The sequence below is a fragment of the Soonwooa sp. genome, assembly GCF_032062245.1.
In the GTDB taxonomy this organism is placed as follows: domain Bacteria; phylum Bacteroidota; class Bacteroidia; order Flavobacteriales; family Weeksellaceae; genus Soonwooa.
Map to the genome: position 1 here is coordinate 100,794 of NZ_DAMBQF010000002.1, position 26,294 is coordinate 127,087.

General features: G+C 34.9%; 25 protein-coding genes. 15 read left to right on the forward strand and 10 right to left on the reverse strand.

Annotated features, from left to right (window positions below):
* The first annotated feature begins 10 nt into the window (after positions 1–10).
* The 4 genes from secD (at position 11) to RT037_RS02270 (ending at position 5,670) form a co-directional block, all read left to right on the forward strand.
* Positions 11–2,923 carry a protein translocase subunit SecD gene (gene secD, locus RT037_RS02255; RefSeq protein ID WP_313027846.1) on the forward strand — a complete coding sequence of 971 codons (2,913 nt, stop codon included), beginning with the start codon at positions 11–13 and terminating at the stop codon, positions 2,921–2,923.
* Between the two features lie 450 nt (positions 2,924–3,373).
* Complete coding sequence (locus RT037_RS02260; RefSeq protein ID WP_312322771.1) at positions 3,374–4,618, forward strand: TCR/Tet family MFS transporter; 1,245 nt, start codon at positions 3,374–3,376, stop codon at positions 4,616–4,618.
* A gap of 157 nt (positions 4,619–4,775) precedes the next feature.
* Positions 4,776–5,105: a twin-arginine translocase TatA/TatE family subunit gene (locus tag RT037_RS02265; protein WP_312322770.1), complete on the forward strand. Its 330-nt coding sequence runs from the start codon at positions 4,776–4,778 to the stop codon at positions 5,103–5,105.
* Position 5,106: 1 nt separating this feature from the next.
* Positions 5,107–5,670, forward strand: a complete 564-nt coding sequence (locus RT037_RS02270) for a phosphatase PAP2 family protein (protein ID WP_312322769.1) — start codon at positions 5,107–5,109, stop codon at positions 5,668–5,670.
* Between the two features lie 51 nt (positions 5,671–5,721).
* On the opposite strand, the gene RT037_RS02275 is transcribed toward RT037_RS02270, so the two are convergent.
* Positions 5,722–6,195, reverse strand: coding sequence for a 23S rRNA (pseudouridine(1915)-N(3))-methyltransferase RlmH (locus RT037_RS02275; protein WP_079666326.1), 474 nt, complete (start codon positions 6,193–6,195; stop codon positions 5,722–5,724).
* 29 nt (positions 6,196–6,224) lie between these two features.
* Between RT037_RS02275 and RT037_RS02280 the strand changes: the two genes are divergently transcribed.
* Entirely contained in the window at positions 6,225–7,187 is a 963-nt protein-coding gene (locus RT037_RS02280; RefSeq protein WP_312323717.1) for a YihY/virulence factor BrkB family protein, read from the forward strand.
* A gap of 76 nt (positions 7,188–7,263) precedes the next feature.
* On the opposite strand, the gene RT037_RS02285 is transcribed toward RT037_RS02280, so the two are convergent.
* The 7 genes from RT037_RS02285 to RT037_RS02315 form a co-directional block, all read right to left on the reverse strand.
* Complete coding sequence (locus RT037_RS02285) at positions 7,264–7,680, reverse strand: hypothetical protein (RefSeq protein ID WP_313027852.1); 417 nt, start codon at positions 7,678–7,680, stop codon at positions 7,264–7,266.
* A gap of 151 nt (positions 7,681–7,831) precedes the next feature.
* Positions 7,832–9,025 carry a Na+/H+ antiporter NhaA gene (nhaA, locus tag RT037_RS02290; RefSeq protein WP_312323719.1) on the reverse strand — a complete coding sequence of 398 codons (1,194 nt, stop codon included), beginning with the start codon at positions 9,023–9,025 and terminating at the stop codon, positions 7,832–7,834.
* 12 nt (positions 9,026–9,037) lie between these two features.
* Positions 9,038–11,242, reverse strand: coding sequence for a RelA/SpoT family protein (locus RT037_RS02295; RefSeq protein WP_313027854.1), 2,205 nt, complete (start codon positions 11,240–11,242; stop codon positions 9,038–9,040).
* Between the two features lie 93 nt (positions 11,243–11,335).
* The gene (locus RT037_RS02300) at positions 11,336–11,872 is read right to left on the reverse strand and encodes a GNAT family N-acetyltransferase (RefSeq protein ID WP_313027855.1); all 537 of its coding nucleotides are present in this window, start codon (positions 11,870–11,872) and stop codon (positions 11,336–11,338) included.
* Between the two features lie 66 nt (positions 11,873–11,938).
* The gene (gene gldG / locus RT037_RS02305; protein WP_313027858.1) at positions 11,939–13,594 is read right to left on the reverse strand and encodes a gliding motility-associated ABC transporter substrate-binding protein GldG; all 1,656 of its coding nucleotides are present in this window, start codon (positions 13,592–13,594) and stop codon (positions 11,939–11,941) included.
* 21 nt (positions 13,595–13,615) lie between these two features.
* Complete coding sequence (locus tag RT037_RS02310; protein WP_313027861.1) at positions 13,616–14,344, reverse strand: ABC transporter permease; 729 nt, start codon at positions 14,342–14,344, stop codon at positions 13,616–13,618.
* A gap of 58 nt (positions 14,345–14,402) precedes the next feature.
* Positions 14,403–14,948 carry a CopD family protein gene (locus RT037_RS02315; protein WP_313027862.1) on the reverse strand — a complete coding sequence of 182 codons (546 nt, stop codon included), beginning with the start codon at positions 14,946–14,948 and terminating at the stop codon, positions 14,403–14,405.
* Positions 14,949–15,072: 124 nt separating this feature from the next.
* On the opposite strand from RT037_RS02315, the gene RT037_RS02320 reads away from it, so the two are divergent.
* Positions 15,073–17,244 carry a M12 family metallo-peptidase gene (locus RT037_RS02320; RefSeq protein ID WP_313027864.1) on the forward strand — a complete coding sequence of 724 codons (2,172 nt, stop codon included), beginning with the start codon at positions 15,073–15,075 and terminating at the stop codon, positions 17,242–17,244.
* A gap of 63 nt (positions 17,245–17,307) precedes the next feature.
* Here the strand turns inward: RT037_RS02320 and RT037_RS02325 are convergent, their stop codons facing one another.
* Entirely contained in the window at positions 17,308–18,135 is an 828-nt protein-coding gene (locus RT037_RS02325) for an SAM-dependent chlorinase/fluorinase (protein ID WP_312324557.1), read from the reverse strand.
* Positions 18,136–18,235: 100 nt separating this feature from the next.
* Between RT037_RS02325 and RT037_RS02330 the strand changes: the two genes are divergently transcribed.
* The 5 genes from RT037_RS02330 to RT037_RS02350 all read left to right on the forward strand — a co-directional run bounded on the left by RT037_RS02330 (position 18,236) and on the right by RT037_RS02350 (position 22,384).
* Positions 18,236–19,198, forward strand: coding sequence for a PhoH family protein (locus tag RT037_RS02330; RefSeq protein WP_079666337.1), 963 nt, complete (start codon positions 18,236–18,238; stop codon positions 19,196–19,198).
* 9 nt (positions 19,199–19,207) lie between these two features.
* Entirely contained in the window at positions 19,208–19,654 is a 447-nt protein-coding gene (locus RT037_RS02335) for a hypothetical protein (RefSeq protein ID WP_313027867.1), read from the forward strand.
* Positions 19,655–19,827: 173 nt separating this feature from the next.
* Positions 19,828–20,316 carry a hypothetical protein gene (locus RT037_RS02340; RefSeq protein WP_313027869.1) on the forward strand — a complete coding sequence of 163 codons (489 nt, stop codon included), beginning with the start codon at positions 19,828–19,830 and terminating at the stop codon, positions 20,314–20,316.
* A 298-nt stretch (positions 20,317–20,614) separates the two neighbouring features.
* On the forward strand, positions 20,615–21,259 hold the full coding sequence (locus RT037_RS02345; RefSeq protein WP_312322555.1) for an outer membrane beta-barrel protein: 645 nt from the start codon (positions 20,615–20,617) through the stop codon (positions 21,257–21,259).
* Between the two features lie 444 nt (positions 21,260–21,703).
* Positions 21,704–22,384 carry a porin family protein gene (locus tag RT037_RS02350; RefSeq protein ID WP_312322554.1) on the forward strand — a complete coding sequence of 227 codons (681 nt, stop codon included), beginning with the start codon at positions 21,704–21,706 and terminating at the stop codon, positions 22,382–22,384.
* 79 nt (positions 22,385–22,463) lie between these two features.
* Here the strand turns inward: RT037_RS02350 and ffh are convergent, their stop codons facing one another.
* The gene (gene ffh, locus RT037_RS02355) at positions 22,464–23,831 is read right to left on the reverse strand and encodes a signal recognition particle protein (RefSeq protein WP_312322553.1); all 1,368 of its coding nucleotides are present in this window, start codon (positions 23,829–23,831) and stop codon (positions 22,464–22,466) included.
* A gap of 82 nt (positions 23,832–23,913) precedes the next feature.
* Here ffh and RT037_RS02360 point away from each other — a divergent pair, with 82 nt between their 5' ends.
* The 4 genes from RT037_RS02360 to RT037_RS02375 all read left to right on the forward strand — a co-directional run bounded on the left by RT037_RS02360 (position 23,914) and on the right by RT037_RS02375 (position 26,293).
* The gene (locus RT037_RS02360) at positions 23,914–24,300 is read left to right on the forward strand and encodes a hypothetical protein (protein WP_165137243.1); all 387 of its coding nucleotides are present in this window, start codon (positions 23,914–23,916) and stop codon (positions 24,298–24,300) included.
* A 69-nt stretch (positions 24,301–24,369) separates the two neighbouring features.
* The gene (gene atpB, locus RT037_RS02365) at positions 24,370–25,461 is read left to right on the forward strand and encodes a F0F1 ATP synthase subunit A (protein WP_313027871.1); all 1,092 of its coding nucleotides are present in this window, start codon (positions 24,370–24,372) and stop codon (positions 25,459–25,461) included.
* Positions 25,462–25,501: 40 nt separating this feature from the next.
* Entirely contained in the window at positions 25,502–25,711 is a 210-nt protein-coding gene (gene atpE, locus RT037_RS02370; protein WP_313027874.1) for an ATP synthase F0 subunit C, read from the forward strand.
* An 87-nt stretch (positions 25,712–25,798) separates the two neighbouring features.
* Positions 25,799–26,293 carry a F0F1 ATP synthase subunit B gene (locus tag RT037_RS02375; RefSeq protein ID WP_079666348.1) on the forward strand — a complete coding sequence of 165 codons (495 nt, stop codon included), beginning with the start codon at positions 25,799–25,801 and terminating at the stop codon, positions 26,291–26,293.
* Position 26,294 lies beyond the last annotated feature (1 nt).

A 26,294-nucleotide genomic window follows, 5' to 3' on the forward strand; every position in this document is an offset into this window, starting at 1 on the left:
TAGTAAGAAAATGCAAGGAAAAGGACTCGTTACATTAGTTGCTATCGTACTAGGACTTATATGTCTTAATGAGCTTTTGCCGTCTTTCTATGCCAACAAAATAGAAAAAGAGGCACTAGCTGTTGCAGGCGATAACCAACAAAAATACCAAGAGGAGATTGCAAGACTATCTAAGGATACATTGAATTTAGGTTTTACAAAACTTAACTATGTAGACGCAAAAGCTAAAGAAATGAAGCTTGGTCTTGACCTTAAAGGTGGTATTAACGTGCTTTTGGAAATTAATCAAAGAGATTTGGTGAATGATTTAACTAATTATTCTACAAACCCAGTATTAATCGAAGCACTTAACAGAACAGAAAAAGTACAAAGAAACTCAACAAAGTTATTTATTGATGATTTCTTTACTCAGTTTGATGCTGTTAACAAAGAAAAAGGTACTAATCTAAAACTTGCAGATCCTGAGATCTTCGGTAACACAAATTTGACTGAAATCAAATTTAATACAACTGATGATCAGGTTAGAAATATTGTAAGAAAGAAAATCGACCAATCTGTTGGTACAGCTTACGAGGTTATCCGTACACGTATTGACAAGATGGGTGTTACACAACCTAACGTACAACGTGTAGCTGGTACTGGACGTATCTTGGTAGAGATGCCTGGTATTAAAGATATCGACAGAGTTAAAAAAATGTTGGCGACTTCTGCAAAGCTTCAGTTTTGGGAAGTTCAACAAGTTCCAGAAGTATATCCATACTTCGAGCAGTTAGGACAATTAGTTCGTGCTAAAAGTGATTCTATGGGAGTTAAGGCTAACACAGATTTAGTAAAAGCGCTTCAGATTAACACACTTCGTTCTAACGGTGTTGCTAATGTTAAATTGTCAGATACAGCTATTGTTAATAAAATCCTTAACAGTGAAGTTGCTATCAAAGCGAGACCTACTAACATTAAGTATACCCAATTCATGTGGGGATACAAACCAGAAAGAGAAGATCCTAACAATTTGGTGCTTTATGCAATCCGTGGGAATATCAGCCAAAAAGCGCCTGTTGATGGTGCTGTAGAAAGTTCTAACGTTAGTTATGACCAAATCGGACGTATCGTAGTAGACATGCAAATGGACTCAAAAGGTGCGAAAGAATGGAAAACGATGACAGGGAAAAACGTTAACAAGCCAGTTGCTGTAACTTTGGACAACAGAGTATACACGGCACCTAACGTACAAAGCGTAATCCCGGATGGTAGAACACAGATTTCTGGTAACTTCACACAACAAGAAGCTAAAGATTTAACAGACGTTTTAGGTGCGGGTAAATTGCCAGCAGGGGCTAAAATTGTACAAGCTGACGTTGTTGGTCCTTCATTAGGAGCAGAATCTATCCAAGCAGGGGTGCTGTCATTCCTTATTGCATTTGCAGTTATTATTGTTTATATCATATTCTACTATGGTGGTGCAGGTATCTACGCAGTTATTGCGATGATCATCAACTTGTTCTACATCTTCGGAATCATGGACTCTATCGATGCGACATTAACGCTTCCAGGTATTGCAGGTATCGTGTTGTCGATGGCGATGGCGGTCGATGCTAACGTAATTATTTATGAAAGAACAAAAGAAGAATTATTCCGTGGTAAGTCAATTTTAGAAGCTTACAAAGACGGTTTCAAACATGCATTATCTGCGATTATCGATGGTCACCTTACGACTTTGATTACGGCAATTATCCTTTACATCTTTGGTACTGGACCTATCCAAGGTTTCGCAGTAACATTGATTATTGGTTTGATTATGACATTGTTCACATCAGTTCTTTTATCAAGATTGATGATCTTCAATAGATTAAGCAAAGGTAAATCTCTGTCTGTTTGGACGCCAATGACCAAGAATGCTTTCCGTAATGTATGGATCGACTTCATCGGAAAACGTAAATATGCTTATATCTTCTCAGCAATTTTAATGATCATTAGTATTGCATCAATTGCAGTGAATGGTTTCAAATTCGGTATTGACTTTACAGGAGGACGTAATTATGTTGTACGTTTCGAAAAGCCAGTTAATGCTGAAAAAGTTGAAGCAAGCATTGCAAAACTTATGCAGACAGCAGATGGTAAAAACTCAGCAGTAGAAGCTAAAACTTTCGGTAGTGGTAACCAATTGAAAATCTCAACAGATTACCTTATCGATGACGAATCTTTAAAAGCTGACCAAACTGTAGAGCAAAAAATCTTTGAAGGTGTAAAAGCTGATCTTCCAGCTAATATGACATTGGCAGATTTCAAATCAGCAGATAAAGGTCATGCTGGGATTGTATCATCAACTAAAGTTGGTCCAACCGTAGCCGACGATATCAAAACTGGAGGTAGTTTAGCAGTATTAGCATCATTAGTAGGTATCTTTATCTACATTTTGGTAAGATTTGACAAGTGGCAATTCTCGTTAGGAGCCGTTGCAGGTCTATTCCACGATACAATTGTTATATTAGGTGTATATTCATTATTCTACAAGATTGCACCATTCAATATGGAAATCAATCAGGATTTTATTGCGGCAATTTTGACGGTAATTGGTTACTCGATTAACGATACCGTAATCATCTTTGACCGTATTCGTGAGTACCTTCGTGAGAAAAAAGCGCTTACGTTGGCAGGTCTATTCGATGACTCGATTTCGAGTACAATTGGTAGAACTTTCAATACATCCTTCACTACGATTCTGGTGATCCTAGCGATTTTCATCTTCGGTGGAGAAAACCTAAGAGGCTTCATGTTCTGTCTGTTGGTAGGTATCGGCTTCGGTACATATTCGTCAATTTTCATCGCGTCAGCAACAGCTTACGACTTCCTTAGAGGTAAGAAAAAAGAAGAAATACCAAATGGTAAAACAAGTGTAGACAACACAGAAATTGTAAAAAACTAAATTAGTTTTTAATAGTATAAAAAAGCCTTCAGTATCATCTGGAGGCTTTTTATTTGGGCGCCATTTCCGGCTGTCACTAGTCGCTTTTTTCTTGGTGGCTATTTCGAGGCTGCAGAGCGGAGTCGAAGTCTCGAAGCCACCCAGAAAAAGAGCTCCAACAGACCGTTCCATCCGGGGCGCAACAACCACATCCAATTTTATATTCGGGTTTGTTGTGATTGTCATTTTTGGATTTACGAATGATGATTTACAATTCACGCTTCGTCACTTAGAGTGTTTCACGTAACGAAATGTATCGAGAAGTTTAAAGAATTATGCATTATCAATTATCCATTATCAATTATCCATTATCAATTATCCATTATCAATTAATCTTGCTAGACAACCGACAACCAAAAACTAAAAACCAATCGCCAATCACAAAGAAAAAAAAACTAAATTCGTAGCCGTATGAAAAGCAATAAAAAATCAGCCGCAATTGGCTTCATTTTTATAACACTACTAATCGATATCACGGGTTGGGGAATTATCATTCCGGTAGTTCCAAAATTGATCCAAGAGCTAATCCACGCTGATGTTAGTGAAGCTGCACGTTATGGCGGTTGGTTAAGTACGTTATATGCGGTGATGCAGTTTTTATTCGCTGCAGTTTTAGGCGGACTAAGTGACAAATTTGGACGTCGTCCCATTATTTTAGCATCTTTGCTAGGTTTTGCAATTAACTTTTATATTCAAGCCATTGCTCCCACGATATTTTGGTTATTTATTGGACGTATTTTCTCAGGAATTACGGGGGCGAGTATCACAACAGCTAGCGCATACATTGCTGATGTGTCTACTGATGAAGACCGTGCCAAAAACTTCGGATTGGTAGGCGCAGCTTTTGGTTTAGGATTCATTATCGGACCAGTTATTGGTGGGGTTTTAGGACAATACGGCGCGAGAGTTCCATTTTATGCAGCATCAGGATTATGTTTGATTAATTTTCTTTACGGCTTGTTTGTCCTTCCAGAAAGTTTACCCAAAGAAAATCGACGTCCATTCGACTGGAAACGTGCGAATCCCATTGGATCGTTAATGGGGTTAAAACGTCATCCAGAACTTTTAGGGCTTATCGGTGCTTTAGTTTTGGTTTATATTGCAGGTCATGCGATGCAAACCAACTGGACATTTTTTACGATGTATAAATTCAACTGGAGCGAAAAGTTAGTCGGCATTTCCTTAGGTGTTTCTGGTGTTATGGCAGCTTTGGTACAAGGCGTTTTGATAAGATATTTGCAACCAAAACTCGGTAACGAAAGAAGTATTTATTACGGATTGATTTTATATTCTGTCGGGATGTTGCTGTTCGCGTTTGCAAGTGAAAGTTGGATGATGTTCGCCTTTTTGGTGCCTTATGGACTTGGCGGAATTTGTGGACCAGCTTTGCAATCTGTTATTTCTTCACAGGTACCCAACAGCGAGCAAGGCGAATTGCAAGGCGCTTTAGCAAGTTTAGTTAGTTTAACATCGATTATTGGACCACCTTTGATGACGAATATTTTCTTTTATTTCACGCATGATAAAGCACCATTCAAATTTGCAGGCGCACCATTTTTCCTAGGATTTGTATTAATGGGAATTAGCGCATTCGTAGCTTATTATACTTTCGCTCGCAACAAACGTTTGAGAGAAAAGAAGGCGATGCAAGAGTAATTTTTTTTTTGATTTACGAATTACGAATTACGAATTACGAATTACGAATTACGAATTAATTTTGCTTAAACCTTAAACTAATAACCAACAACCAATTTAAGAAATATTTAAGCAAAGGTTTTTGGTTGAATTTCAATACATTTTGTAAGTTTGCACTATGGAATTAAGTTTTGGTGAAATGCTGATGATAGCCTTGGCTATTGTGGTCTTATTTGGTCCTGATAAATTACCCGAGATTGCGCGTGGTTTGGGACAAGGCGTACGCAAAATGCGTGGTGCTGTCGACGATATCAAAACCGAAATAATGAAAGAAGCAGACAATCCTGTTTCCGAAATTAAAAAAGAAATCGACAAGGTTAAACAATCGGTTCAAGATTATAACCCGATGAATGATATCAAAAAATCAGTATCTCTAGAGTCCGAAAAACCAGAAACGCCCAAAGTTGATCAACTTAGTGATGAACACGAAGGACCTGTAAGTCGTTAATATGCTAGAGCTAATAGACAAAGACCGAGATTTACTCTTATATCTCAACAATCTTGGTGATGCTTCTTATGATCCGTTTTGGTTATTAGTAACTGGCAAATGGGTTTGGATTCCGCTTTACATTATCTTTTTGTATTTAGTTTTTAAAACTTACAAACCAAAATCTGTAATTTTTATTCTGATTTTCATTGCATTAGGAATTACGTTTACGGACCAAATTGCTGGCATTTTCAAATACGGGATTGCGCGTCTTCGTCCTTGTCATGATGAGGCTTTAATTCCAAAAATGAGAATGATAACTTGCGGAGGACAATATGGTTTTTTCTCGTCACATGCAGCGAATAGCTTTTTTATTGCTAGCTTTTTAAGTCTTCTTATCTCGCACAAATACCGTTGGTTACCAGTTTGTATTTTTGTGTGGGCAACAATAGTGTCGTACAGCCGAATTTATCTTGGTGTACATTTTCCGATGGATGTTGTTTTTGGTGCTTTGGTAGGTGTTTTGTCGGGTGGACTCTTTGCCGAAATCACAAAAATCGTCCTCAGAAAACAACAATCAATTTAAGTTTACACCAATCTTTTCGATTTGTTAAGAATTAAATTTAAAAACAAAAATCTAATCGTTGTGATACGGTTTTCCTTGAAGAATTGTTGATGCACGATAGATTTGTTCCACAAAGAAAAGTCGAATCATCTGATGCGTAAATGTCATTTTTGAAAGTGAAATTTTCTCGTTGGCCATTTGATAAATCTCATCTGAAAAGCCATAAGCGCCACCAACTAAAAAGTGAATCTTTTTAACCGAACTTCCCATCCAAAAATCAATTTTTTGAGAAAACTCGCGGCTTGTGAATTGTTTTCCTTTTTCGTCGAGGAGAATAACCAATTCGCCAGCGTCAATATGATTTTTAAAAAGTTTGGCTTCCTCTTTTTTGAGAGCGTCAGGTGTTAGGTTTTTGACGTTTTTAACATCAGGAATTTCCACAAGGTTAAAATTCCAATGCTTTGGAAGTCTTGGGATATAATAATTGATAAGATTGATAATTTCTTTATCGTCGGTCTTGCCGATGCAGAGCAAATTAATTCGCATTTAGTATCTTTGTTTTGCAATAAGAATTTATGGATAAAAAATTACCCAAATTTATCACAAAAATTTCAGATTTTCTGGATGGTATTCACATTCCGGGTTTGGGCATTTCTCTTTTGCAAATGATGAAGGTCTATTTTGCAGGTGTTTTTAGCAAACCTTTGGGCAAACAAGCGGCAAGTATCTCATGGAGTTTTTTCCTCAGTCTCTTCCCGATGATCCTTTTTATGTTTTCTCTATTGCCTTATATGCCGCATTACGACAAGCTTCAGTTCTATATTTTTGAAGTTTTGATGGAGAATGTTTTTCCCTCGCACATGCAACAAGATGTCAGCGATTATATCCAAAATAATATTGTCCCAAATATGAAAGGTGTCAGCAATTTGACCATTTTGTTGGTATTTGTTTTTGGGACCAATGGCGCATTTAGTTTAATCAATGGTTTTAACCACAACACTGAACTAAAACGCGGTTTTATCAAAGAATATGCGTTGGCGATGTTGATTACATTGGCTTTTATCGCATTGGTTTTGTTTTCGATTTTCGGAATTTATTACAGTGAAGTTGTTCTAAAACTCTTCACACCAGAATATAACATCAGTTGGCTGGTCGACAACTTGTCCAAGATTATTGGATTTATCTCATTTCCGTTGTTTTATTTTATTCTTTTGGCGTTGTTCTATTGGGTTGGTTGTCTTAAAATCACGAAATTCTCAGAAGCTATTCCAGGGGCAATTTTAACAACAATTTTATTTGTTGTTCTAACTTATTTCTTTGCTATTTATGTTGCGAATATAGCACGTTACAACGTTCTTTATGGCTCGATTGGATCAATTATTTTGGTGATGGTTTGGACCAATCTTAATGTGATGTTGGTGTTACTTGGAAACGAACTGAATCTCGCTATTAAAAAAGTAAAACTCGAGAATATCATAAATCAAGAAATGATCGTACATGATGATGCCACCGAGTCTTTTTCTGAAAATTTGGATTAAATTTTATTAATATTTAGTTAAAGATTTTAAATTATCTTTATAATTAAATGCTTTTATTTTTCCCATTTTGAGTATCTTAAACATTGTCTTTTAAACCTATTTCTAAGTCAATTGCTATGATTTTTCCGTCAATTTTAGTTTTAATTTTTCGTGTATAAAATTGCGGATATTTATAGTTTAAAAGATATTCTCGATTATCGTTGTAATCGTTATCCATGAAAACATAGTTTTCATTTTTTTTCTCTTGAAAGTTTTTTGAATTTATAATTTGATTAATTATTTTTTCTTGGTCTTTATTGGATATTTCAATACTGAAATGTTGAAAATTTCCACCAAGAATATAACTCTCATAATTTTCAATAATCCTAAACTTATCATTTAGTCGAAGATTGAGAGTTTGTAAATCTTTTATAACATTATGTTTCCTTTCATCGCTTCTATAAAAATCATCCATAAACGGAAACGCAAACAAAAGAATAAGGATTGTCGACACAATTTTACCAACTGTATATTTTTTAATGATAGAAATTACCAGCCAAATTATACAACTTATAATTAAAAAAAATAAAAAGCAAATATATAATTGCTGGGTTGCCAACGCCTATCATTTTTCTTTGTTAAAATTTAAAAATAACAATTAATAATTATTGAATTACAACTTTTTCTTTTCCAATTTTCTTCTTCCTTTTTGAAACTAAATTTAAAAGTGTATAACCGATAACACCTGCTAAAACTGACGCTATCAAAATCGCAAACTTAGCTTCATCTTGTATTTCTGGATTACCTTTGAAGGATAATAGCGCAATGAAAATCGACATTGTAAAACCGATGCCCGCAAGAAATCCAGCGCCAATCATGTGTAGCCAAGTCGAGTGGTGTGGAAGACTACTGATTTTTGACTTAATAGCGATAAACGAAAATAAACCGATGCCAATAACTTTTCCGGCAACCAACCCGAAAATAATCCCGAAACCGAAATTCGTGAACAATCCGTCAACCATCCCAGTTTTGAAAATAATGTTGGTATTCGCTAAAGCAAAAATCGGCATAATAATAAAGTTAACCGGTGTATGTAGTTGATGCTCCAACTTTTCAAGTGGTGATATTTCTGTTTTAGATTCGTTGGTAGGAATCGTAAATGCTAAAAGTACACCTGCGATTGTCGCGTGGATGCCCGAATGATGCATAAAATACCACAAGAACATTCCCGGAATAATATAGAAAACGTGTTTCTTAACTTTAAAATAATTAAGTGCAATAAGGAGTAAAATAATTGCGCTAGAAAGCCCTAAATACAACCAATGAAGCTGATCGGTGTAGAAAATTGCAATCACCAAAATCGCACCCAAATCATCAACAATCGCCAAGGCAGCAAGGAAAATTTTAACGGCTGGAGGAACTTTTTTGCCCAACATCGAGACAATGGCTAAAGAGAAAGCAATGTCCGTCGCCATCGGGATTCCCCAACCTTTCTCGTAGTCTGTACCATAATTAAACAAGTAATAAATAAGCGCTGGAACGAGCATTCCGCCAATAGCTGCAAAAATTGGTAAGGATGCACTTTTAAAATTCGACAATTCGCCTTCTACAATTTCACGTTTTATTTCAAGCCCAACCAAAAGGAAGAAAATCGCCATTAATCCGTCATTAATCCAAATGCTAATAGGATATTTTAAATGGAAAAGATTGGTGCCAATCTCGGTATCTAAAAAGTTTTGGAAACTTTGTCCGATTGATGAATTTGCTAATAATAGTGAAAAAATGACACAAACAATAAGGATAACGCCAGATGATTGTGAGCTGTGAAAGAACTTTTTAAAGTAGTCGGTTAACTGCATGCTGTCTATTTTCTACAAGCGCTTCACTTTAGAAACGCCATTAATATTTTTAAGTTTTTTGAAAGTATCTTCTAATTGTTGTTTGTTTTTAACTTCAAGGTTGATGGTTCCTGTAAAAATACCATCGTTAGAAGCAATTGACATCGATTTCATATCCATACCCATCGAGTTACTAATCACCGCGGTGATGTCGTTAATCATTCCCATTCTGTCAAGACCTTCGATCTCGATTTGAATTCTGTTTTTGAAACTTTCAGAATTTACCCATTTAGCAATTAGCACACGATAATCGTAGTTTGCGCGTAAGTTAATCGCATTAGGACAATTGTCATTATGGACTTTAATACCTTCGGAAATGGTGATGAATCCAAAGATTTTGTCACCCGGAATAACTGTACAACATTTTGCAAAACTGTAGTTTAATTTTTCTTCATCTTTTCCGAAGACAATTAAATCTAAATCTTGCGCTGGTGTGTCATTATTTGTAACAACCTTAGTTGTCGGCGATTTTCTGAAACGTTGTAATAAGTTCCCGAATAATGTACGACCTTCCAAATAACGTTTGAGGTCTCCCATATCATAAGTTCCATCTTGGAAACCTAAGAACAAATCTTGTGAGGTTTTAAGGTTTAAAAACTTTTGAAGTTTATTAATTTCATCGTCGTTAAAGTTAAGTTTTGCATGACGCATTTTACGTTGCAAGATTTCTTTACCTTCAGCTGTACGATTATTTTTTTCTGAATTAAGAATGGCTTTAATCTTAGATTTAGCCTTAGATGTTACGACAAAATCTAGCCAATCCGATTTTGGTTTTTGATTCTGAGAAGACAAAATATCGACTTGATCGCCGTTTTGCAAAACATAACTAATCGGCACCAATTTGCCATTAACTTTTGCACCAAGACATCTGGAACCCAAGTCCGAGTGCACCGAAAATGCAAAGTCCAAAGCTGTCGCACCCGTTGGTAAAATCTTGATTTCACCTTTTGGTGTAAACACGAAAACTTCTTTAGAATAAAGATTTAATTTAATATTATCAAGAAGCTCGGAAGTGGATAAATCTTGTTGCTGCTCAAGAACTTCACGGATTTCGGTTACCCAACGGTCAAAGTTTTGGTCGTCGCTATTTTTGTAACCTTCTTTGTAGCGATAATGCGCTGCGACACCTTTCTCGGCGATTTCGTCCATACGTTCGCTACGGATTTGCACTTCAATCCACTTTTTGTCAGGTCCCATAACAGTTAAATGCAAACTCTCGTAACCAGTCGACCGCGATTGCGAAATCCAGTCACGCATACGCGACGGATTGCTACGATAAAGATCTGTAACAATGGAGTAAATTTTCCAAGCTAAGAATTTTTCGTTTTTAGCATCAGATTTATAAATAATCCTAATCGCATAATTATCGAACACTTCTTCGAAAGTCACATTCTGCTTCAACATTTTACGATAAATAGAACTAATCGCTTTTGCGCGCCCTTTTATTGTAAAGTTGAGGCCTTCTTCTTCAAGTTGTTCCGAAACTTCTTTTTTAAACTCTTGGATATATTTATCACGGCTTTCTTTAGCTAATTCTAACTTGCTCGTAATCTCGTTGTAGACTTCCGGATTGTTGTATTTTAATGATAAATCTTCGAGCTCGGATTTAATATTATAAAGTCCCAAACGATGCGCCATCGGAGCGTAGATGTACACAGTTTCTGACGCAATTTTTTGTTGCTTGTCAGGACGCATACTTTCTAGTGTACGCATATTGTGAAGACGGTCGGCGATTTTAATCAAAATCACTCGAAAATCCTCTGATAATGTCAAAAGTAGCTTACGGTAATTCTCAGATTGGATGGAGATATTTTGGTTGTTCATCACCGATATTTTTGTCAAACCATTGACAATATCTGCGATTTTATTTCCAAAAATCTTTTTTAAATCTTCATAAGTGTATTCCGAATCTTCGATAACATCATGGAGTAGGGCACAGGCAATACTTGTCGCACCTAGCCCAATTTCGTTGGCCACAATTTTTGCCACTTCTATCGGATGATAGATGTAGGGCTCGCCAGTTTTTCGACGTTGATCTTTGTGCGCATCCAGAGCAATATCAAAAGCTTTACGAATCAATTTGTTTTGATCTTCGTCGAGCGTTCGGTAGGTGTTGGATATCAGATCTTTATAGCGGGCAAGGATTTCCTTGTTTTCTTTTTCTAAATCGTAAGCCATGATTTGTGTAATGATAATCACGAATTTACGAAAAAATCAAGTTTTATTCAAGTTTTGGAAGTAGAAAGTTTAGATTAGATCCTAATTAAAAGATTACAAATTTTCATTCACAATTGCGTACAAAATATGATTGTGGTATATATTTCCTTTTCTAGTGTGGGCTTTCATTTCGCCTTCTTTTTTCATCCCAGATTTTTCTAAAACTTTTCCTGATGCAGGATTAAAATCAAAATGTGTTGCAAAAATTCTTTTCAGTTTTAAATGTTTAAACCCAAAATCTATAATTTTAATAACAGCTTCTGTTGCAAAACCTTGGTTCCAAAAATTTTCGTCAAGCCAATAACCAAGTTCAGCTTTATTAAAATTTTTGTCAATGCCTAAATCGATACCGCCAATTATTTTTTGACTGTCTTTTAACCGAATTGCGAAGATGTATTGATTTTCATTTTTAAAACCATTTTCTGAAAGACTAAGCCAAAATTTTGCACTATCAATAATATAAGGAAACGGAATGTTAATCGTGTTTTTAGAATAAACTTCGTTGTTCAAAATCTTCGCTATGTTTTCTAAATCGGCTTCTTTTGGCGCATCAAGAATTAATCGTTCGGTTTCAAGTTTCGGAAAATCCATTTGTCTTTTTGGTTTTAATGAGGTTTAAAAATAATAAAAAACCTGCCGAATTCGACAGGTTTTGTATTATGAAAATTGTTTTTTTCTGAGCCAGAAGAACAATGCGCCCAGCACGCCCAAAATCCCTAGTGGTAAAAGGAGATTGGTCCATTGCCATTTTTGACGTTCAGCATCAATACGTTGTTTGTCGAGAAGACGCATTTCTATATTTCGGTTACGGAGCGCCATCAAGTTGGAGTCGTCCAAAAGATAATCGAGTGCATTTCTAAGGAATTGCTCGTTGCCATAACGCTGTTGCGTCAGATAATCGAAACCAAGGGGCATCGCTTGACCTTTTACGGTTTGATTTCTTGCAATGTCACCATCCGCAATGACAATCATTTTGTTGTTAGAACTTTGATTTTTAAAATTCGGGAAGCCATTTTTTTCGCTTCTTGTGGCATAGGCCGACTGGAATTTTCCTTCCAAAGACACAGCAAAAATCTTAGGCGTAGAAGCTTGCTCCATTACGCCAATGCTGTCCATTTTTACCATCTCGGACAATGAAACATAATTCGGAATACTCTTGGTAATCGTGTGGTCACTCGACTTAAATAGAACGTTGAATTTTGTATTTTTTCTTGAAAGTGTATCGATAGAAGTCGGGAATTCAAGCTTAACAGGATTGATGTTTTTCGTTATAACGTTTTCATTTTGCGCAATACCAAGTGGAAAATAAGGCCACATCAAGTTCGTGAATTGTGGATTGCCAGCCACTTCGCCAGTCACCAAACGAATTAAGGCGGATTGCTTCATATCTTTAACCAAACCAGGATTAACGCGAACGCCGTAGCTGAACATCATGTCCGTCAAATTCATGTCAACAGGATATGCCATAATCTTTTTGGATCGGAAAAGCGTGTCCATTTCGGCATTAACAGCATCTAACATCCAAAGGCTTTTTCCGCCATTCATGATGTATTGGTCAAGGATAACTTTTTCGTTGGTTGTAAAAGCTTTACGAGGTTTTGCAATCACCAAAGCGTCCATTTGTCGAAGTTTTGGGATGTCAGCAAGACTTAACTCAGTTTTATTTTCTGGGATAATTGGACCAACATTATAATTCTCTAGAGCCATTTCCACAAAGCTGGTGAATTCTTGTTTTCCCAATTCGTCTTGGTTAACCAAAAATCCAATATTTTTCTTGTGTTCTTCGGTCATCGCTTTGATGTTTGAAGCAAAATTATACTCTAAACTTTCGATGGATTTATTAAGTTGCTCACTAGAATCGATGCCCGTTTGTTGGATAATTAACGGAATTGCAAATCCATAGTCTTCATATTTGATCGCAGCATACGGATACATCACGATATTAGTGATTTTTCCGTCTTTGATGTCTGGTAACATCGACGGTTGCATGCCCATCGCTTGTAACGTATCCATCGGAATTTTTTCCGCAATTGGATCACGGAATTTGTAATCGATTTTAGGATTTATCTTTCGGAATTCGTCCAAAAGGAATTTGGTTTCGTTTTGTAATTGTTTAAACGAAGCGGGAAAATCGCCATCCAAATAAACTTCGATCATTACAGGTTTTTTGATGGACTCTAAAGTTTTAACAGTGGCATCTGAAAGTGTGTAACGCTTTTCTGAAGTTAAGTCAAATCGTTTGTAGAACACGCCAAAAATGCCTAACAATAGCAAAAGTCCTACAAGAATATATATGATTTTGTTTTTATTCATTTTTAAAAAATATAGGAAATTTTACTTCTTTTTTGATACCGAAAATTGAGCGATTTTAAGACAAATAATCATTACTAATACAAAATAAAATAAATCTCGAGTATCGATAAGTCCTCTTGTAAAAGACATAAAATGCTGATAAAATCCAAAATTCTGTAAAATAAAATCCGCACCACCAAGTAACTTATAACTTGCTAATTGCTCGATCCCGAAATACATGACGAAGCAAAGCAAAACACCCAATAAATACGCCATAATTTGGTTTGACGAAAATGATGATGCCAAAATCCCCAATGCTGAAAATCCGCCAATTAAAACGATTAATCCAAAATAACTTCCAAAGGTCATTCCCATATCGATGTTGCCTTCGGGAATTCCTAAATTATAAACGGTATAAAAATAAATTAAAGACGGTATTAAACATAAAACGCCAATCGTCCAAACCGAAAAAAACTTCCCATTAATGATATCCGAAATTTTTAAAGGTTGCGAAAATAGCCACAGCAAAGTCCCAGATTGTTGCTCTTCTGCCAAACTTCGCATCGTTAAAGCTGGAATGATAAACATCAAAAGCCAAGGCGCCAACACAAAAAAGCTTTGTAAAGATGCGCTCCCGATGTCTAATATGTTGAAACTGTTTTCGAAGAAGAATAAAAATAAAGCCGATACAAAACTAAAAGCGCCGATGATCACCCATGCGCTCCAGTTTCCGAAATAGCTCCAAAGTTCTTTTTTTAATATTGCAAACATGCTTCTTTGTAGTGTTTTGTATGTGTTGTTTAGTTGATATTTCGCTTTTAACTTAGACTTACTTTTTTCCTTTGTTAACCCATTTGACAGTTGCCATAATCAGCATGATGATAACGATGAAACTCACTAATAATTGCCACCAATACGCGATAATGTAATATTTTAAAATCACTGTAAAAACAACGCCAAATAGTAAGAACGTTGCAATTTCGTTGATTTGTCGTAGTTTGATATTGGAGGTTTTTAAAGCTTTACCATTTAAGATTTGTATGCTTTTCGTTTTTTTCCAAGCCCAAATATGGTAAGATAAAAGTCCGATCAAAAATGTTAATTTTAAATGAAACCAAGACATTTTCATAAGACCAGTATTTAATCCAATCATAATCAAACCGCAAGAAAGCATGATGATACCAGCAGGAGCGATGATGATATTCCATAATCTTTTTGCCATGTAGGCATATTGCTCGCGCAGGATATTTTGTTTTGGATTTTCGAAATCGTCGGTATCTTTATAATACACGAAAATTCTTGGTAAATAAAACATTCCAGCAAAATAGCTGACCATAAAAATAATGTGAATCGCTTTGATAATCAAATAGAGCACGTGTCAAATTTTTGCAAATATACTTTTAATTGCTAAAACAAAATTGACAGACCTTAAATATCTTGTAAATTGCAAAATTGTTTTTTTTATCTTTTATTTGCAAAACATTAATAATAAAATAAAAATGAAAAGAATATTACATGTTATTTTCTTGTTTTGTGCATTTTCTTTATCTTTTGGTCAATCGGGACAAAAAGTAGCGAAGAGAATTATTGATTACAAAACAAGTAAACAAAGTTTTGAAAGCTACAATTTATTTAAAAAAAACGAGGACGCTAGCAAAAATGCTGTATACAAGCAATCTGCGACTGATGCTATTGTACTAGATCTTGACAAGAAACAATTAGAGAATTTGGTTTTAAAACGACCAACAGCTATCGAAATGACTTTTCCGTTTCGTGAAAAAATGATTACTGTCGAATTGTTACAGAATGATATTTTTGGAGGTGAAAAGAATTTGACTGTTCAAACGGACAAAGGGGAATTCAAAAATTATAAACCAGGCGTATATTATCAAGGTATTATTAAAGGTGATGCATCTTCAATAGTTGCGTTTAGTTTTTTTGAAGATGATGTTGTAGGATTGGCTTCTGATCTTAAGATTGGAAATATCGCATTAGGAAAGGCGGTTTCTTCTGAAGATTTTATTGTTTATTCCGATGCTACTTTAACGGGGAAAAGTCAGTTTATTTGTAAGGCTGATGCTTTGATGGAAAATCAAAATCAGAAAATTTCATTTGATCCTGATACAATCTCTAAAACGGCTCAAACAACCGAGAATTGTGTAAGAGTGTATTATGAAATCTGTAATAAACCTTACATTCAGAATGGGAGAGATGTTACTAAAACAACCAACTGGATAACAGCAATCCATAATAATATTGGAACTTTGTACAATAATGATGGCGTTAAAATGTCATTGCATGAGATTTTTGTATGGACTTTAGCTGATCCTTATACTGGAAGTTTTGACGAAAATTTAGCAAAGTTTAAGGCTACTCGTACAACTTTTAATGGAGATCTAGCGCATCTCGTTAATTATCCTTCAACGACAAGTGTAGCTTACCTTAACTCTTTGTGCTCTACAAGTAAATATGCTTATTCCGGTATTAATATGACCTATTCAAATGTGCCAACTTATTCTTGGACTATTATGGCAATGACGCATGAGATGGGACATTCTTTAGGTTCGCCACATACGCATGCTTGTGTATGGAATGGTGATAACACGCCAATCGATGGTTGTGGCCCAGTTGGCGGTTTTTCCGAAGGTTGTGATGGTCCAATTCCCGCAAAAGGAACGATAATGAGTTATTGTCATTTGGTAGGTGGTGTTGGTGTTAACTTGGCATTAGGTTTTGGTCCGCAGCCAGGCGCGTTAATTCGTCAGACGGTAGACTCCAAAGCTTGTCTTAATACAGATTGTGTGACAGGTTGTAATCCCACGGTGTCCAATCTTCAGATTTCCAACCTGACTCCAAATTCTCTTACAGCGACAATTATTGATAATAATGGAGGAACTGAATGGAAATATAAAATTGCTAAAACGGATGGTACTGTTGTTAAGACTGGTGTTGTAACTAATAAAGTCATTAATATTGCTACTTTAGATCCTAATACATATTATACTGTAAGTGTTGGCGTTAATTGTGGTGGCGAAAACTCTTATGCCTTGACTCAACTTATTATGACAGATGCACAATGGTGTGGTAATAATTATAATTTTACAGATTCTGGAGGCGAAGATCGCGATTATGGTAATAGTGAAGTTATTATTAAAACTTTTACACCTAGCAATCCTAATGATAAAATAAAGCTAACGTTTACTGAGTTTGTAACAGAACAAGGTGGAGATATGATGAGAATTTATGACGGACCTAATATTGCATCAACACCATTTTTACATAACGGTTCAATTAATATTTCGGGAACGCAAAATTTAGGTTCTTTCGAATCGACACACCCGACAGGAGCAATCACAATACGTTTTTCATCTAATGCTTCGGTTGTTGAGAAAGGATGGATTGCGAAAGTAGAATGTAAAACATTATCTACTATTGATGTTAAAACGATCGGCTTTTCATTAGCTGTTACTGGATCAAAAAATACATTAATAGTAAAATCAAATAAAGTGATTGATAAGTTGGAGATTTTTGATATGGCTGGGAAAATTGTTAAAACAGATCTAGCAGTTGACCGAAATTCTGAAGTTAACATTAGTAGACTTGCTGCCGGTGTTTACGTCGCTTATGCAACAATTGAAGGACAAGTTATTTCTAAAAAGTTTGTTAAATAATTTATTAAGAAATTAAAAATAAAAAAGCGTTTGTTAACAACAAACGCTTTTTTATTTTAGACTTTACTCGAATTCGATATAGATTTTTTCGCCCATATTCATACCGAATAAAGAAGCGGCGCCGTTGTGAAGACTGCCTTTGTATACAGTTAATTCGAGAAGATTATTATCATTAAATATAACCGCAGATTTACCGTGATATTCTTGTTCTTGTTCCCAATTTGGGATCAAATCTGTGTATTGATTAAAAATCTTTGTCAAAACTATATTCCTGAATTTAATCGTAAAAGATTCGAAATTGCTCGCATGTTTTTCAAAAAGACTTTTATGGATATTTGAGATTACATTTCCAAAATTGTCAACATACATTACTTCGCCGATAATCATTTTTTCGGAAGCTTTGTAGCTTGCATTCACAAAAAAAGTCTCCTTTGTATCTAGCGTTGGACGACCAATAACTTCTGGCACGCCACCATTAGAAAGGTGGATGGCAGCAGGGACAAAAATATCCGTTGCCGTAAAGTTAATCGTGTCATCAAATCTTTTATTCAGTGTGATTTCGTAAACGTAATCGGGTTTAATATCGAAAAAAATTAAATTAAGAACGCCGTTGTCAGCCGCTAAAAAGTAATGTCCATCAACTTTTGCGAGGATGTTTTTTCGGTCTTTATGATAAAAGCTGTCAACGCAAATTATGTGAATACTGCCAGTTGGGAAGCTTTTGTAAGAACTTCTAATAATATAGGCCGTCTGTTGAAGATTGTAGGCTAAAATATCGTGGCTAATGTCAACCAATTTTATGTTTTCGTTCTGACTAAGAAGACTGCCTTTGATGCAGGCAACGCGATGGTCGACGGTTCCGTAATCCGAAGTTAAACTTATAATTGGCATCTCTTTTATTTTATGCAAAATTAACTATAAATATATGCTCAGGTCAAGGCTTTCCTCAAATCAATTCTATATATTTGTTAGGAAAATACTCTGAAAATATATGTATGAACTAAATTATGAAATTTCTGACATCGATACAAAAATCTTCTATGGTGTACAGAATCAATACTTTAATTTAATTAAATCTAGCTTTCCAACTCTTAAAATTACGGGTCGCGATAATTATATTTTTGCGATGGGTAATCAAGAAACTTTGGATGTTCTTAAATCTAGACTTGACGATATTGTTGCTTTTATTTCTAAACATAACAGTATCGATCTCAAAAATGTTGAATCTATTTTAAAAATAAAATCCGAGGAAGAAAAGCAATTGGTTTTTGACCAAGATATCATTGTTAAAGGTGTTAACGGAAAAGTTATCAAAGCAAAAACATCCAATCTTAAAAAATTAGTAAAAACTACTGATAAGAAAGATATGGTGTTCGCAATTGGACCTGCCGGAACTGGGAAAACCTATACCAGTGTGGCTTTAGCGGTACGAGCACTTCGTGATAAAGAGGTTAAAAGGATTATCTTGACGAGACCAGCTGTGGAAGCGGGCGAGAGTTTGGGATTTTTACCTGGCGACCTCAAAGAAAAATTAGATCCGTATTTGCAACCATTATATGACGCCCTTCGTGATATGATTCCGCATGAAAAGCTAGAAGGCTTTATGGAAAAGAAAGTTATCGAAGTAGCACCTTTGGCTTTTATGCGTGGACGTACGTTGGATGATGCTTTTGTAATTTTGGATGAAGCACAAAATACGACACATTCTCAAATGAAAATGTTTTTAACAAGAATGGGAATGAATGCTAAATTTATTATCACAGGCGATCCTAGTCAGGTTGACTTGCCTAAAAATCAACAATCTGGACTTCGAGAATCTATGAGGATTTTGAAAGATGTTGAAGAAATTGGTTTTGTGTATTTAACAGAAGAAGATGTTGTTAGACATCCGGTGGTTAAGAAAATTATCTTGGCTTACAATAAAGAAGATCAACAAAATCAACCAAATAAATAATTTTTGAGTGTGAAATACTTATATATATTGTTAGTAACTGTTTTAGTATTACAATGTACACCTCAAAATAAAGTAGTTACTTCGGATTCTATCGCTTTTGAGGTGATTCATCAATCAAAACTTGAGATGTTAGGAGATAATACTTCCAGAATATTAAATAATCAACAAGAGATTGACTATTTGTATCAGTTTTTGAATGCTTCGCCGAAAGGTTACGGACAAATTCCTATTCCTGTATATGATGCTAACGAAATGCTCATTGCAATAAATGCAACGCCTAAAACTAAAAATGATATCAAAGTTGTTTCTATCGTAAAAAGTGGTGATAAGTTGAATATCATTGGCGAAGATGTCGAAAACCCACAATTAAAACCTGAATCGAGATGGAAAAGTGCGATCATAATCAAGCTTTCTGGAGTTTATCACAACCAAACTATTAATTTTAATGTTAAATAAATTAACATAATCAAAAAATTTACTAATTCGAAATCTTTTGCAAGAGCCTGTGTAAGCAGGTTTTTGCATTTTTAATATATAATGTTTATTTTAAATTTTAACATATTTTATAATTTGGTCTCGAATTTGCATCATAAAAAATATATAACAAAATCAATACAAACATTAGAATTATGAAAAAGTTATTTTTAGTAGGTGCTTTAGCACTTTTTGGAGCAATGGACGCTCAATCAGGATTTAAATTAGGAGCTAACCTAGGTTTACCAGTTGGAGATTTATCGACAGGTTATGGATTTTCTATTGGTGCAGATGCTTCTTATCTTTGGCCAGTTGCAGCGGACTTTAATGTAGGTCTTGCATCAGGTTTTCAAACCTATTTTCCGAAATCTGAATATAAGGATTATGGCGTGAAGAATGTAAATCTTGTTCCAATTGCTGCATCAGGGCAGTATCGTTTCACACCAGAATTTAGCTTAACAGTAGATTTAGGTTACGGGTTTGCATTTTCAGATGGCGAAAGTGACGGTGGTTTCTATTATGCTCCAAAAGCAGCTTACCACTTTGGTCCTAGCGAGGTTAACTTAAGCTACAGAGGTATTTCTGCTGACGGTGGAAGTTCAGGTTCTGTTAACTTGGGTTATGCGTATTCTTTTGGGAAGTAATTAAGTACTTATATTTTATAAATTTAAAGCATCCAGATCTTGGATGCTTTTTTATTTCTCGGTTGTCGAAACTATGATTAGGAAATACTTTTTTTTGCATGAAACCACTTGTGGTGTTGTTTTTTAATACTCAATGCAAAGTATTTTTAAATTTTTCTAAATAGTTTTCTGAAATCATTGTTAAATGTTAAATTGAATATTTATTTTTTAAAGCTAATTTGCTGATATATTTCATAATTTTTGTTAAAAACAGTTAAAATTAATTGATATAAATTTGCAGCATCAATTTTAATCAATTATGAAAAAGTTATTTTTAGTAGGTGCTGTTGCACTTTTCGCATCAGTTAATGCACAGATTGCTCAAGGGACAACATTTATTTCAGGTCAAGTTGCATATTCAGGTAACGAAAGCAAAGTTACTAGTGATTTTGGAACTAGCGATGAGTCTAAAGAAAATTCATTTGCTGTTGCACCAGTTGTAGGATATTTTGTAGCGCCTAATTTGGCAATTGGAGTAGGTGTTGGATATCAATCTACTACTTCTGAGCCAGGTGGAATACTTGGTGAAAGTTTTGATAAATCTACAGTTTCTACTTTTACAGTTGAGCCATTGGTTAGAAAATATTGGAATGTAAGTGATAATTTCTTGTTATTTGGTCAATTGTCTGTTCCTATGGCGTTTGGTAGTCTTAAAGGTCAAGAAAACGGAGAAGCTGATGTTAAAGGAAATGTTAATTCTTTTGGGGTAGTTGTAAAACCAGGTATCGATTATATTATTTCTCCAAATTGGACTATTGAGGCTACAATTGGAGAGTTTGGATATAGATCAACTAGCTTTAAGCCAGAAGAGAATCCTAATAATTTCAAAGTTAAAAATGATAATTATAATTTCGGACTTAACTTAGGATCAGTTACTTTTGGTGTTAAATATCTTTTCAAATAAGATTTTACAACAAAATATTTATTTTAAGAGCAATCGAAAGGTTGCTCTTTTTTATTTTTAAATATTAAATAAAGTCACATTAGTTGATGACTTTACACCAAAGTTTTTTGCTGAAGTATGATATTCTTTCCAATTAAATAATCATCTTAAGAATGCGCCTTCGGGCTATTCTATTAGAGCTAATTATCTTAATGTTGGTATAGGTTACCGATTTAACTAATTTTTAAATAATAATATAAAGAATGCTCAACTTTTTTGGGTGTTTTTTTATAAAATTATTTCACTTAATTTTATATAAATTATAATATTTTTCGATAATTTGGTTTTTTATCTGAACATTTTAGTTGTATATTTTTTTTTAAATTAAAATTTAACGAGTGAATTTTAGTTAAATTTTGTTAATTTGATAAATAATTATATTTTTGCGCAATATTTTAATAAACAATGAAAAAAATATTATTGGTTGGTGCTTTGGCACTTTTTGGGGCAATGAATGCTCAAAAATCTTCTTTTGGTATTAAAGGTGGGTATATAAACTCGCAAATTAATACTAAAGAAAATATGGATTTTGAACAAGTGGCTTTAGATAAAAAAGGGCGTTCTGACTTCTTTATTGGTCTGTTTTTTGAGCAAAAATTTAACGAAAAAATTGCAGTTCAGATCGAAGGTTTGTATGCTGGATTAGGAGGGAAATATCAAGGGCAATTATCAGAATCTGGCAGTTACGCAAAATTAAATATGGATTTTGGATATGAGCAAATTGTTTTCCCGATTTCACTTAAATATTATGTTATACCAGAACTGTCTGTATACGCTGGTCCAAATATTTCCATCACGACGTCTAGCAAAATAAAAGGTGAGTATAAAGAATCTAATTTGCCAGCAGATGTTATTAATGAAGCTAATCAGGAAATGGCTTCGGAGTTACATCAATTTAACAAAGTTTTAAATGATAATTTAGCAAAACCAACATTTGGTGTTCAGTTTGGGGTAGATTATACTTTCATGAACGCATTTGTTGTGGATGCAAGATATAATTTAGGCGTGTCCAAAATCTATAAAAAAGAGGTGGATTCTTCGCTAAAATTAAATTACTTCCAAGTTGGTGTAGGATATAAGTTCTAATCTTAACACATAAAATAAAAAAAAAACTCTCAGAGCAATCTGAGAGTTTTTTTTATCTAAAAATTGAATTAATAAAAAATTATTTTCCTCCGAACAATCCGCCGCCCATTCCTGGCATATTTGGCATCTTGCTCATCATCTGCATCATTTGTTTTCCTTGAGGACCTTGCATCATTTTCATCATTTTCCCCATTTGCTCGAATTGCTTCATCAGTTGGTTAACTTCTTCAAGTTTTCTACCAGCACCTTTTGCAATACGTTGTTTACGAGACATATTGATAGTTGATGGTTTTCTTCTTTCTTCTGGCGTCATACTGTAGATAATCGCTTCGATATGTTTGAAAGAATCATCGCTAATGTCAACATCTTTTATCGCTTTACCAACTCCAGGTAGCATCCCCATAAGATCTTTCATATTACCCATTTTTTTGATTTGGTGAATTTGTTTTAAAAAGTCATCAAAACCAAATTCGTTTTTAGCGATTTTCTTGTGAAGTCTTTTTGCTTCCTCTTCATCAAATTGCTCCTGAGCTCTTTCTACCAAGGAAACAACGTCACCCATTCCTAAGATTCTGTCAGCCATCCTTTCTGGGTAGAAAAGATCTAAGGCTTCCATTTTCTCACCTGTAGAAATAAATTTAATTGGCTTCTCAACCACCGAACGAATGGTTAAAGCCGCACCACCACGCGTGTCACCATCCAATTTGGTAAGGACAACACCGTTGTAGTTAAGAACGTCGTTGAAGGCCTTTGCTGTGTTAACAGCATCTTGTCCTGTCATCGAGTCAACAACGAAAAGTGTTTCTGTAGGTTTTACAGCTTGATGAACGGTGCGGATTTCGTTCATCATTTCTTGATCAATTGCCAAACGTCCCGCGGTATCGATGATGATAACGTCGTGGTTGTTTTGTTTAGCAAAATTAATGGCGTTTTCAGAAATGCTAACAGGCTTAAGATTTCCATCTTCTGTATATACCGGAACTCCAATCTGAGCGCCCAAAACTTTTAGCTGATCAATAGCTGCAGGACGATAGACGTCACATGCTACCAATAGAGGCTTTTTGCTCCTTTTTTGTTTCAGATAATTGGCTAACTTTCCCGAAAAAGTCGTTTTACCAGAACCTTGCAAACCAGCAATCAAAATAATTGTCGGCTTTTCAGAAAGGTTGATGCCTTCTTGTGATCCTCCCATAAGATCCACCAATTCGTCATGGACGATTTTGGTCATCAACTGGCCAGGTGTTAAAGAGGTCAATACATTTTGACCAATAGCTTTGTCTTGAACTCTTTTGGTGAGGTCTTTTGCTACTTTGTAGTTAACATCGGCATCTACCAAGGCACGACGAATTTCTTTAACCGTTTCGGCTACGTTAATCTCGGTAATTTTGCCTCGACCAGATATGTTGTGTAAGGCTTTATCAAGTTTGTCTTGTAAACTATTGAACATTGTTTAGAAAATTAGATTTGCAAAAATAACGAATTTATAATAAATAAAGTAGTTCTGAATAATTTTTGGTAGTTTTGCCAAAATGAAGAATCTGAAGCTTATCCCAACGTACGCGTTATTATTTCTTTTGTTCTCTGCTTTGATGTTCTTGGTTCAATGGATATTGGAGACTCAGGGCATTCTGAATTTAAGTTATAAAATCCATTTTTTGTTATTTTTCGTTACCTTAGTTGGAGTTGTAACAATGCTTTTGGTTTTTGGTTTAAAAAAGAAAAATATTATAGGCTTTATATTTTTGGGATTTGTAGTTTTTAAGCTTTTTGCGATAGGATATATTGCTTTGTTTGAATCAGATTTTAAAAACAATCTTTTAGTTTATTTTGGAATGTATTGGTTGTATCTTGCGGCGGAAGTTGTTCTTGTTGTGGCTTTGGTAAGAAAACAAGACGAATGTCATAAAAATATTTGAGTTAAAGATTTCCCAAAATCGGATATTATTTTATATTTTTGCAAAAAAATTTTAGAAATCGATCTAGTCATGAATTTTAAAAAACTGTTAATTTTCCTTCATGTTTTTGTTTTTAGCTTTTCTTTTGTGAAAGCTAGCGAAACAGCTACAGTAGCAGGAACTGAGGAAAAGTACAATCCTGTACCGTTCATTATGCATCACATTGCTGATGGCCATTACTGGCATTTGTGGGGAGAGGGCGAGAGCTCTGTTGGTTTTCCACTTCCAGTTATTTTAGTAGATAATGGATTGAAAGTTTTCAGTTCTGCAAAATTCGGTCACGAAGGCGAATTGGTTGCTAACGTTGATGGAGAGAATTATAAACTATACCACGGTAAAATTTATAAAACTGACGCCGCTGGAACACTTAACATCGAAAAAGATGAAAAAGGCGTAGAGCATCCTACTAATGCTAAGCCTTTAGATTTCTCTATTACTAAAGTGGTTGCACAAATGATTTTGGCAGCTATCATTATTATTCTTTTAGCATTCGCGACAAAAGCTAGTTACAAAAAATCAGCTGTGCCAAGTGGTGTCGCGAAGTTTATGGAACCAATCATTCTTTTCGTAAGAGATGATATCGCTTTACAAAACATCGGTTCGGTTAAATATAGAAAGTATGTTCCTTATTTAGTAACATTATTCTTATTCATCTGGGTTCTTAATATTCTTGGACTTGTACCGGGAGCAGCTAACACAACTGGTAACATCGCCTTTACAATGGTTATGGCAGTGTTCACATTGTTAGTGGTTAACCTTAGTGGGAAGAAAACATATTGGATGCACATGTTAGATCCATTAGGAAATAATATGCCTTTCGGTGGTAAAATCTTAGTATACATTATCTTGGTTCCTGTAGAATTATTAGGAATTATTACTAAGCCTTTCGCATTGATGATTCGTCTTTTTGCTAACATGACTGCAGGACACATCATTATCATGAGTTTGATCGCGTTGATCTTCATCATGAAAACTTATATGATTGCGCCAGTATCTTTAGGTTTAACATTATTCATCTATGTGTTAGAAGTATTGGTAGCAGCATTACAAGCTTATATCTTCACAATGTTAACGGCATTGTTTATCGGATCTGCGGTTGAGGAGCCTCACCACGATCACTAAAAATTAATTAATAGAAAGCAACTTTTTAAATTATAACATTATGACAGGTAGTATCGCAGCAATCGGAGCTGGTTTAGCAGTTCTAGGAGTAGGATTAGGTATTGGTAAAATTGGTGGTAGCGCTATGGAAGGTATCGCTAGACAACCAGAGCAATCAGGAAAAATCCTAACTGCAATGATTATCGCAGCAGCTCTTATCGAGGGTGCTGGTCTATTCGGTATCGTAGTAGCATTACTAGGTAACGGATAAAAACAATTAAGGATTCTACAGACGGTTGGTGTGTAGAATCCTTTTATTAAACTAAAACGAATTATAACTTTAATATACATTTAGATAATGGACTTATTAACGCCTTCAATTGGTAACTTATTTTGGACTGCAGTTGTATTTATTCTACTTTTAGCTTTGTTGGCTAAATTTGCTTGGTCTCCAATCTTAAGTGCTGTAAGAGAAAGAGAAAACAACATTCAAGATGCTCTTAACCAAGCTAAATTGGCTCGTCAAGAGATGTCTCAACTTAAAGAAGATAACGAAAGAATTCTTCGTGAAGCTAAGTTAGAGCGTGATGCGATCCTAAAAGAAGCTAGAGAGATGAAGGATAAAATCGTTAACGATGCTAAAGATGTTGCTAAAGTAGAAGGAGAAAAGATGATTGCTAATGCTAAAGCTTCTATCCAAACAGAGAAAAACGCAGCTATGGCAGATATCAAAAACCAAATCGGTACATTGTCTGTAAGCATCGCAGAAAATATTCTAAAACAAAAGTTAGATAACAACGAAGCACAAACTGCTTTAGTTGAAAACTTAATCAACAAGTCTAACCTTAACTAAG

Bases quoted from the DNA above. Each gene is read 5' to 3' on its own strand.
- secD (WP_313027846.1), top strand. From the start codon at position 11: ATGCAAGGAAAAGGACTCGTTACATTAGTTGCTATCGTACTAGGACTT.
- RT037_RS02260 (WP_312322771.1), top strand. From the start codon at position 3,374: ATGAAAAGCAATAAAAAATCAGCCGCAATTGGCTTCATTTTTATAACA.
- RT037_RS02265 (WP_312322770.1), top strand. From the start codon at position 4,776: ATGGAATTAAGTTTTGGTGAAATGCTGATGATAGCCTTGGCTATTGTG.
- RT037_RS02270 (WP_312322769.1), top strand. From the start codon at position 5,107: ATGCTAGAGCTAATAGACAAAGACCGAGATTTACTCTTATATCTCAAC.
- RT037_RS02275 (WP_079666326.1), bottom strand. From the start codon at position 6,195: ATGCGAATTAATTTGCTCTGCATCGGCAAGACCGACGATAAAGAAATT.
- RT037_RS02280 (WP_312323717.1), top strand. From the start codon at position 6,225: ATGGATAAAAAATTACCCAAATTTATCACAAAAATTTCAGATTTTCTG.
- nhaA (WP_312323719.1), bottom strand. From the start codon at position 9,025: ATGCAGTTAACCGACTACTTTAAAAAGTTCTTTCACAGCTCACAATCA.
- RT037_RS02295 (WP_313027854.1), bottom strand. From the start codon at position 11,242: ATGGCTTACGATTTAGAAAAAGAAAACAAGGAAATCCTTGCCCGCTAT.
- RT037_RS02300 (WP_313027855.1), bottom strand. From the start codon at position 11,872: ATGGATTTTCCGAAACTTGAAACCGAACGATTAATTCTTGATGCGCCA.
- gldG (WP_313027858.1), bottom strand. From the start codon at position 13,594: ATGAATAAAAACAAAATCATATATATTCTTGTAGGACTTTTGCTATTG.
- RT037_RS02310 (WP_313027861.1), bottom strand. From the start codon at position 14,344: ATGTTTGCAATATTAAAAAAAGAACTTTGGAGCTATTTCGGAAACTGG.
- RT037_RS02320 (WP_313027864.1), top strand. From the start codon at position 15,073: ATGAAAAGAATATTACATGTTATTTTCTTGTTTTGTGCATTTTCTTTA.
- RT037_RS02325 (WP_312324557.1), bottom strand. From the start codon at position 18,135: ATGCCAATTATAAGTTTAACTTCGGATTACGGAACCGTCGACCATCGC.
- RT037_RS02330 (WP_079666337.1), top strand. From the start codon at position 18,236: ATGTATGAACTAAATTATGAAATTTCTGACATCGATACAAAAATCTTC.
- RT037_RS02340 (WP_313027869.1), top strand. From the start codon at position 19,828: ATGAAAAAGTTATTTTTAGTAGGTGCTTTAGCACTTTTTGGAGCAATG.
- RT037_RS02345 (WP_312322555.1), top strand. From the start codon at position 20,615: ATGAAAAAGTTATTTTTAGTAGGTGCTGTTGCACTTTTCGCATCAGTT.
- RT037_RS02350 (WP_312322554.1), top strand. From the start codon at position 21,704: ATGAAAAAAATATTATTGGTTGGTGCTTTGGCACTTTTTGGGGCAATG.
- ffh (WP_312322553.1), bottom strand. From the start codon at position 23,831: ATGTTCAATAGTTTACAAGACAAACTTGATAAAGCCTTACACAACATA.
- RT037_RS02360 (WP_165137243.1), top strand. From the start codon at position 23,914: ATGAAGAATCTGAAGCTTATCCCAACGTACGCGTTATTATTTCTTTTG.
- atpB (WP_313027871.1), top strand. From the start codon at position 24,370: ATGAATTTTAAAAAACTGTTAATTTTCCTTCATGTTTTTGTTTTTAGC.
- atpE (WP_313027874.1), top strand. From the start codon at position 25,502: ATGACAGGTAGTATCGCAGCAATCGGAGCTGGTTTAGCAGTTCTAGGA.
- RT037_RS02375 (WP_079666348.1), top strand. From the start codon at position 25,799: ATGGACTTATTAACGCCTTCAATTGGTAACTTATTTTGGACTGCAGTT.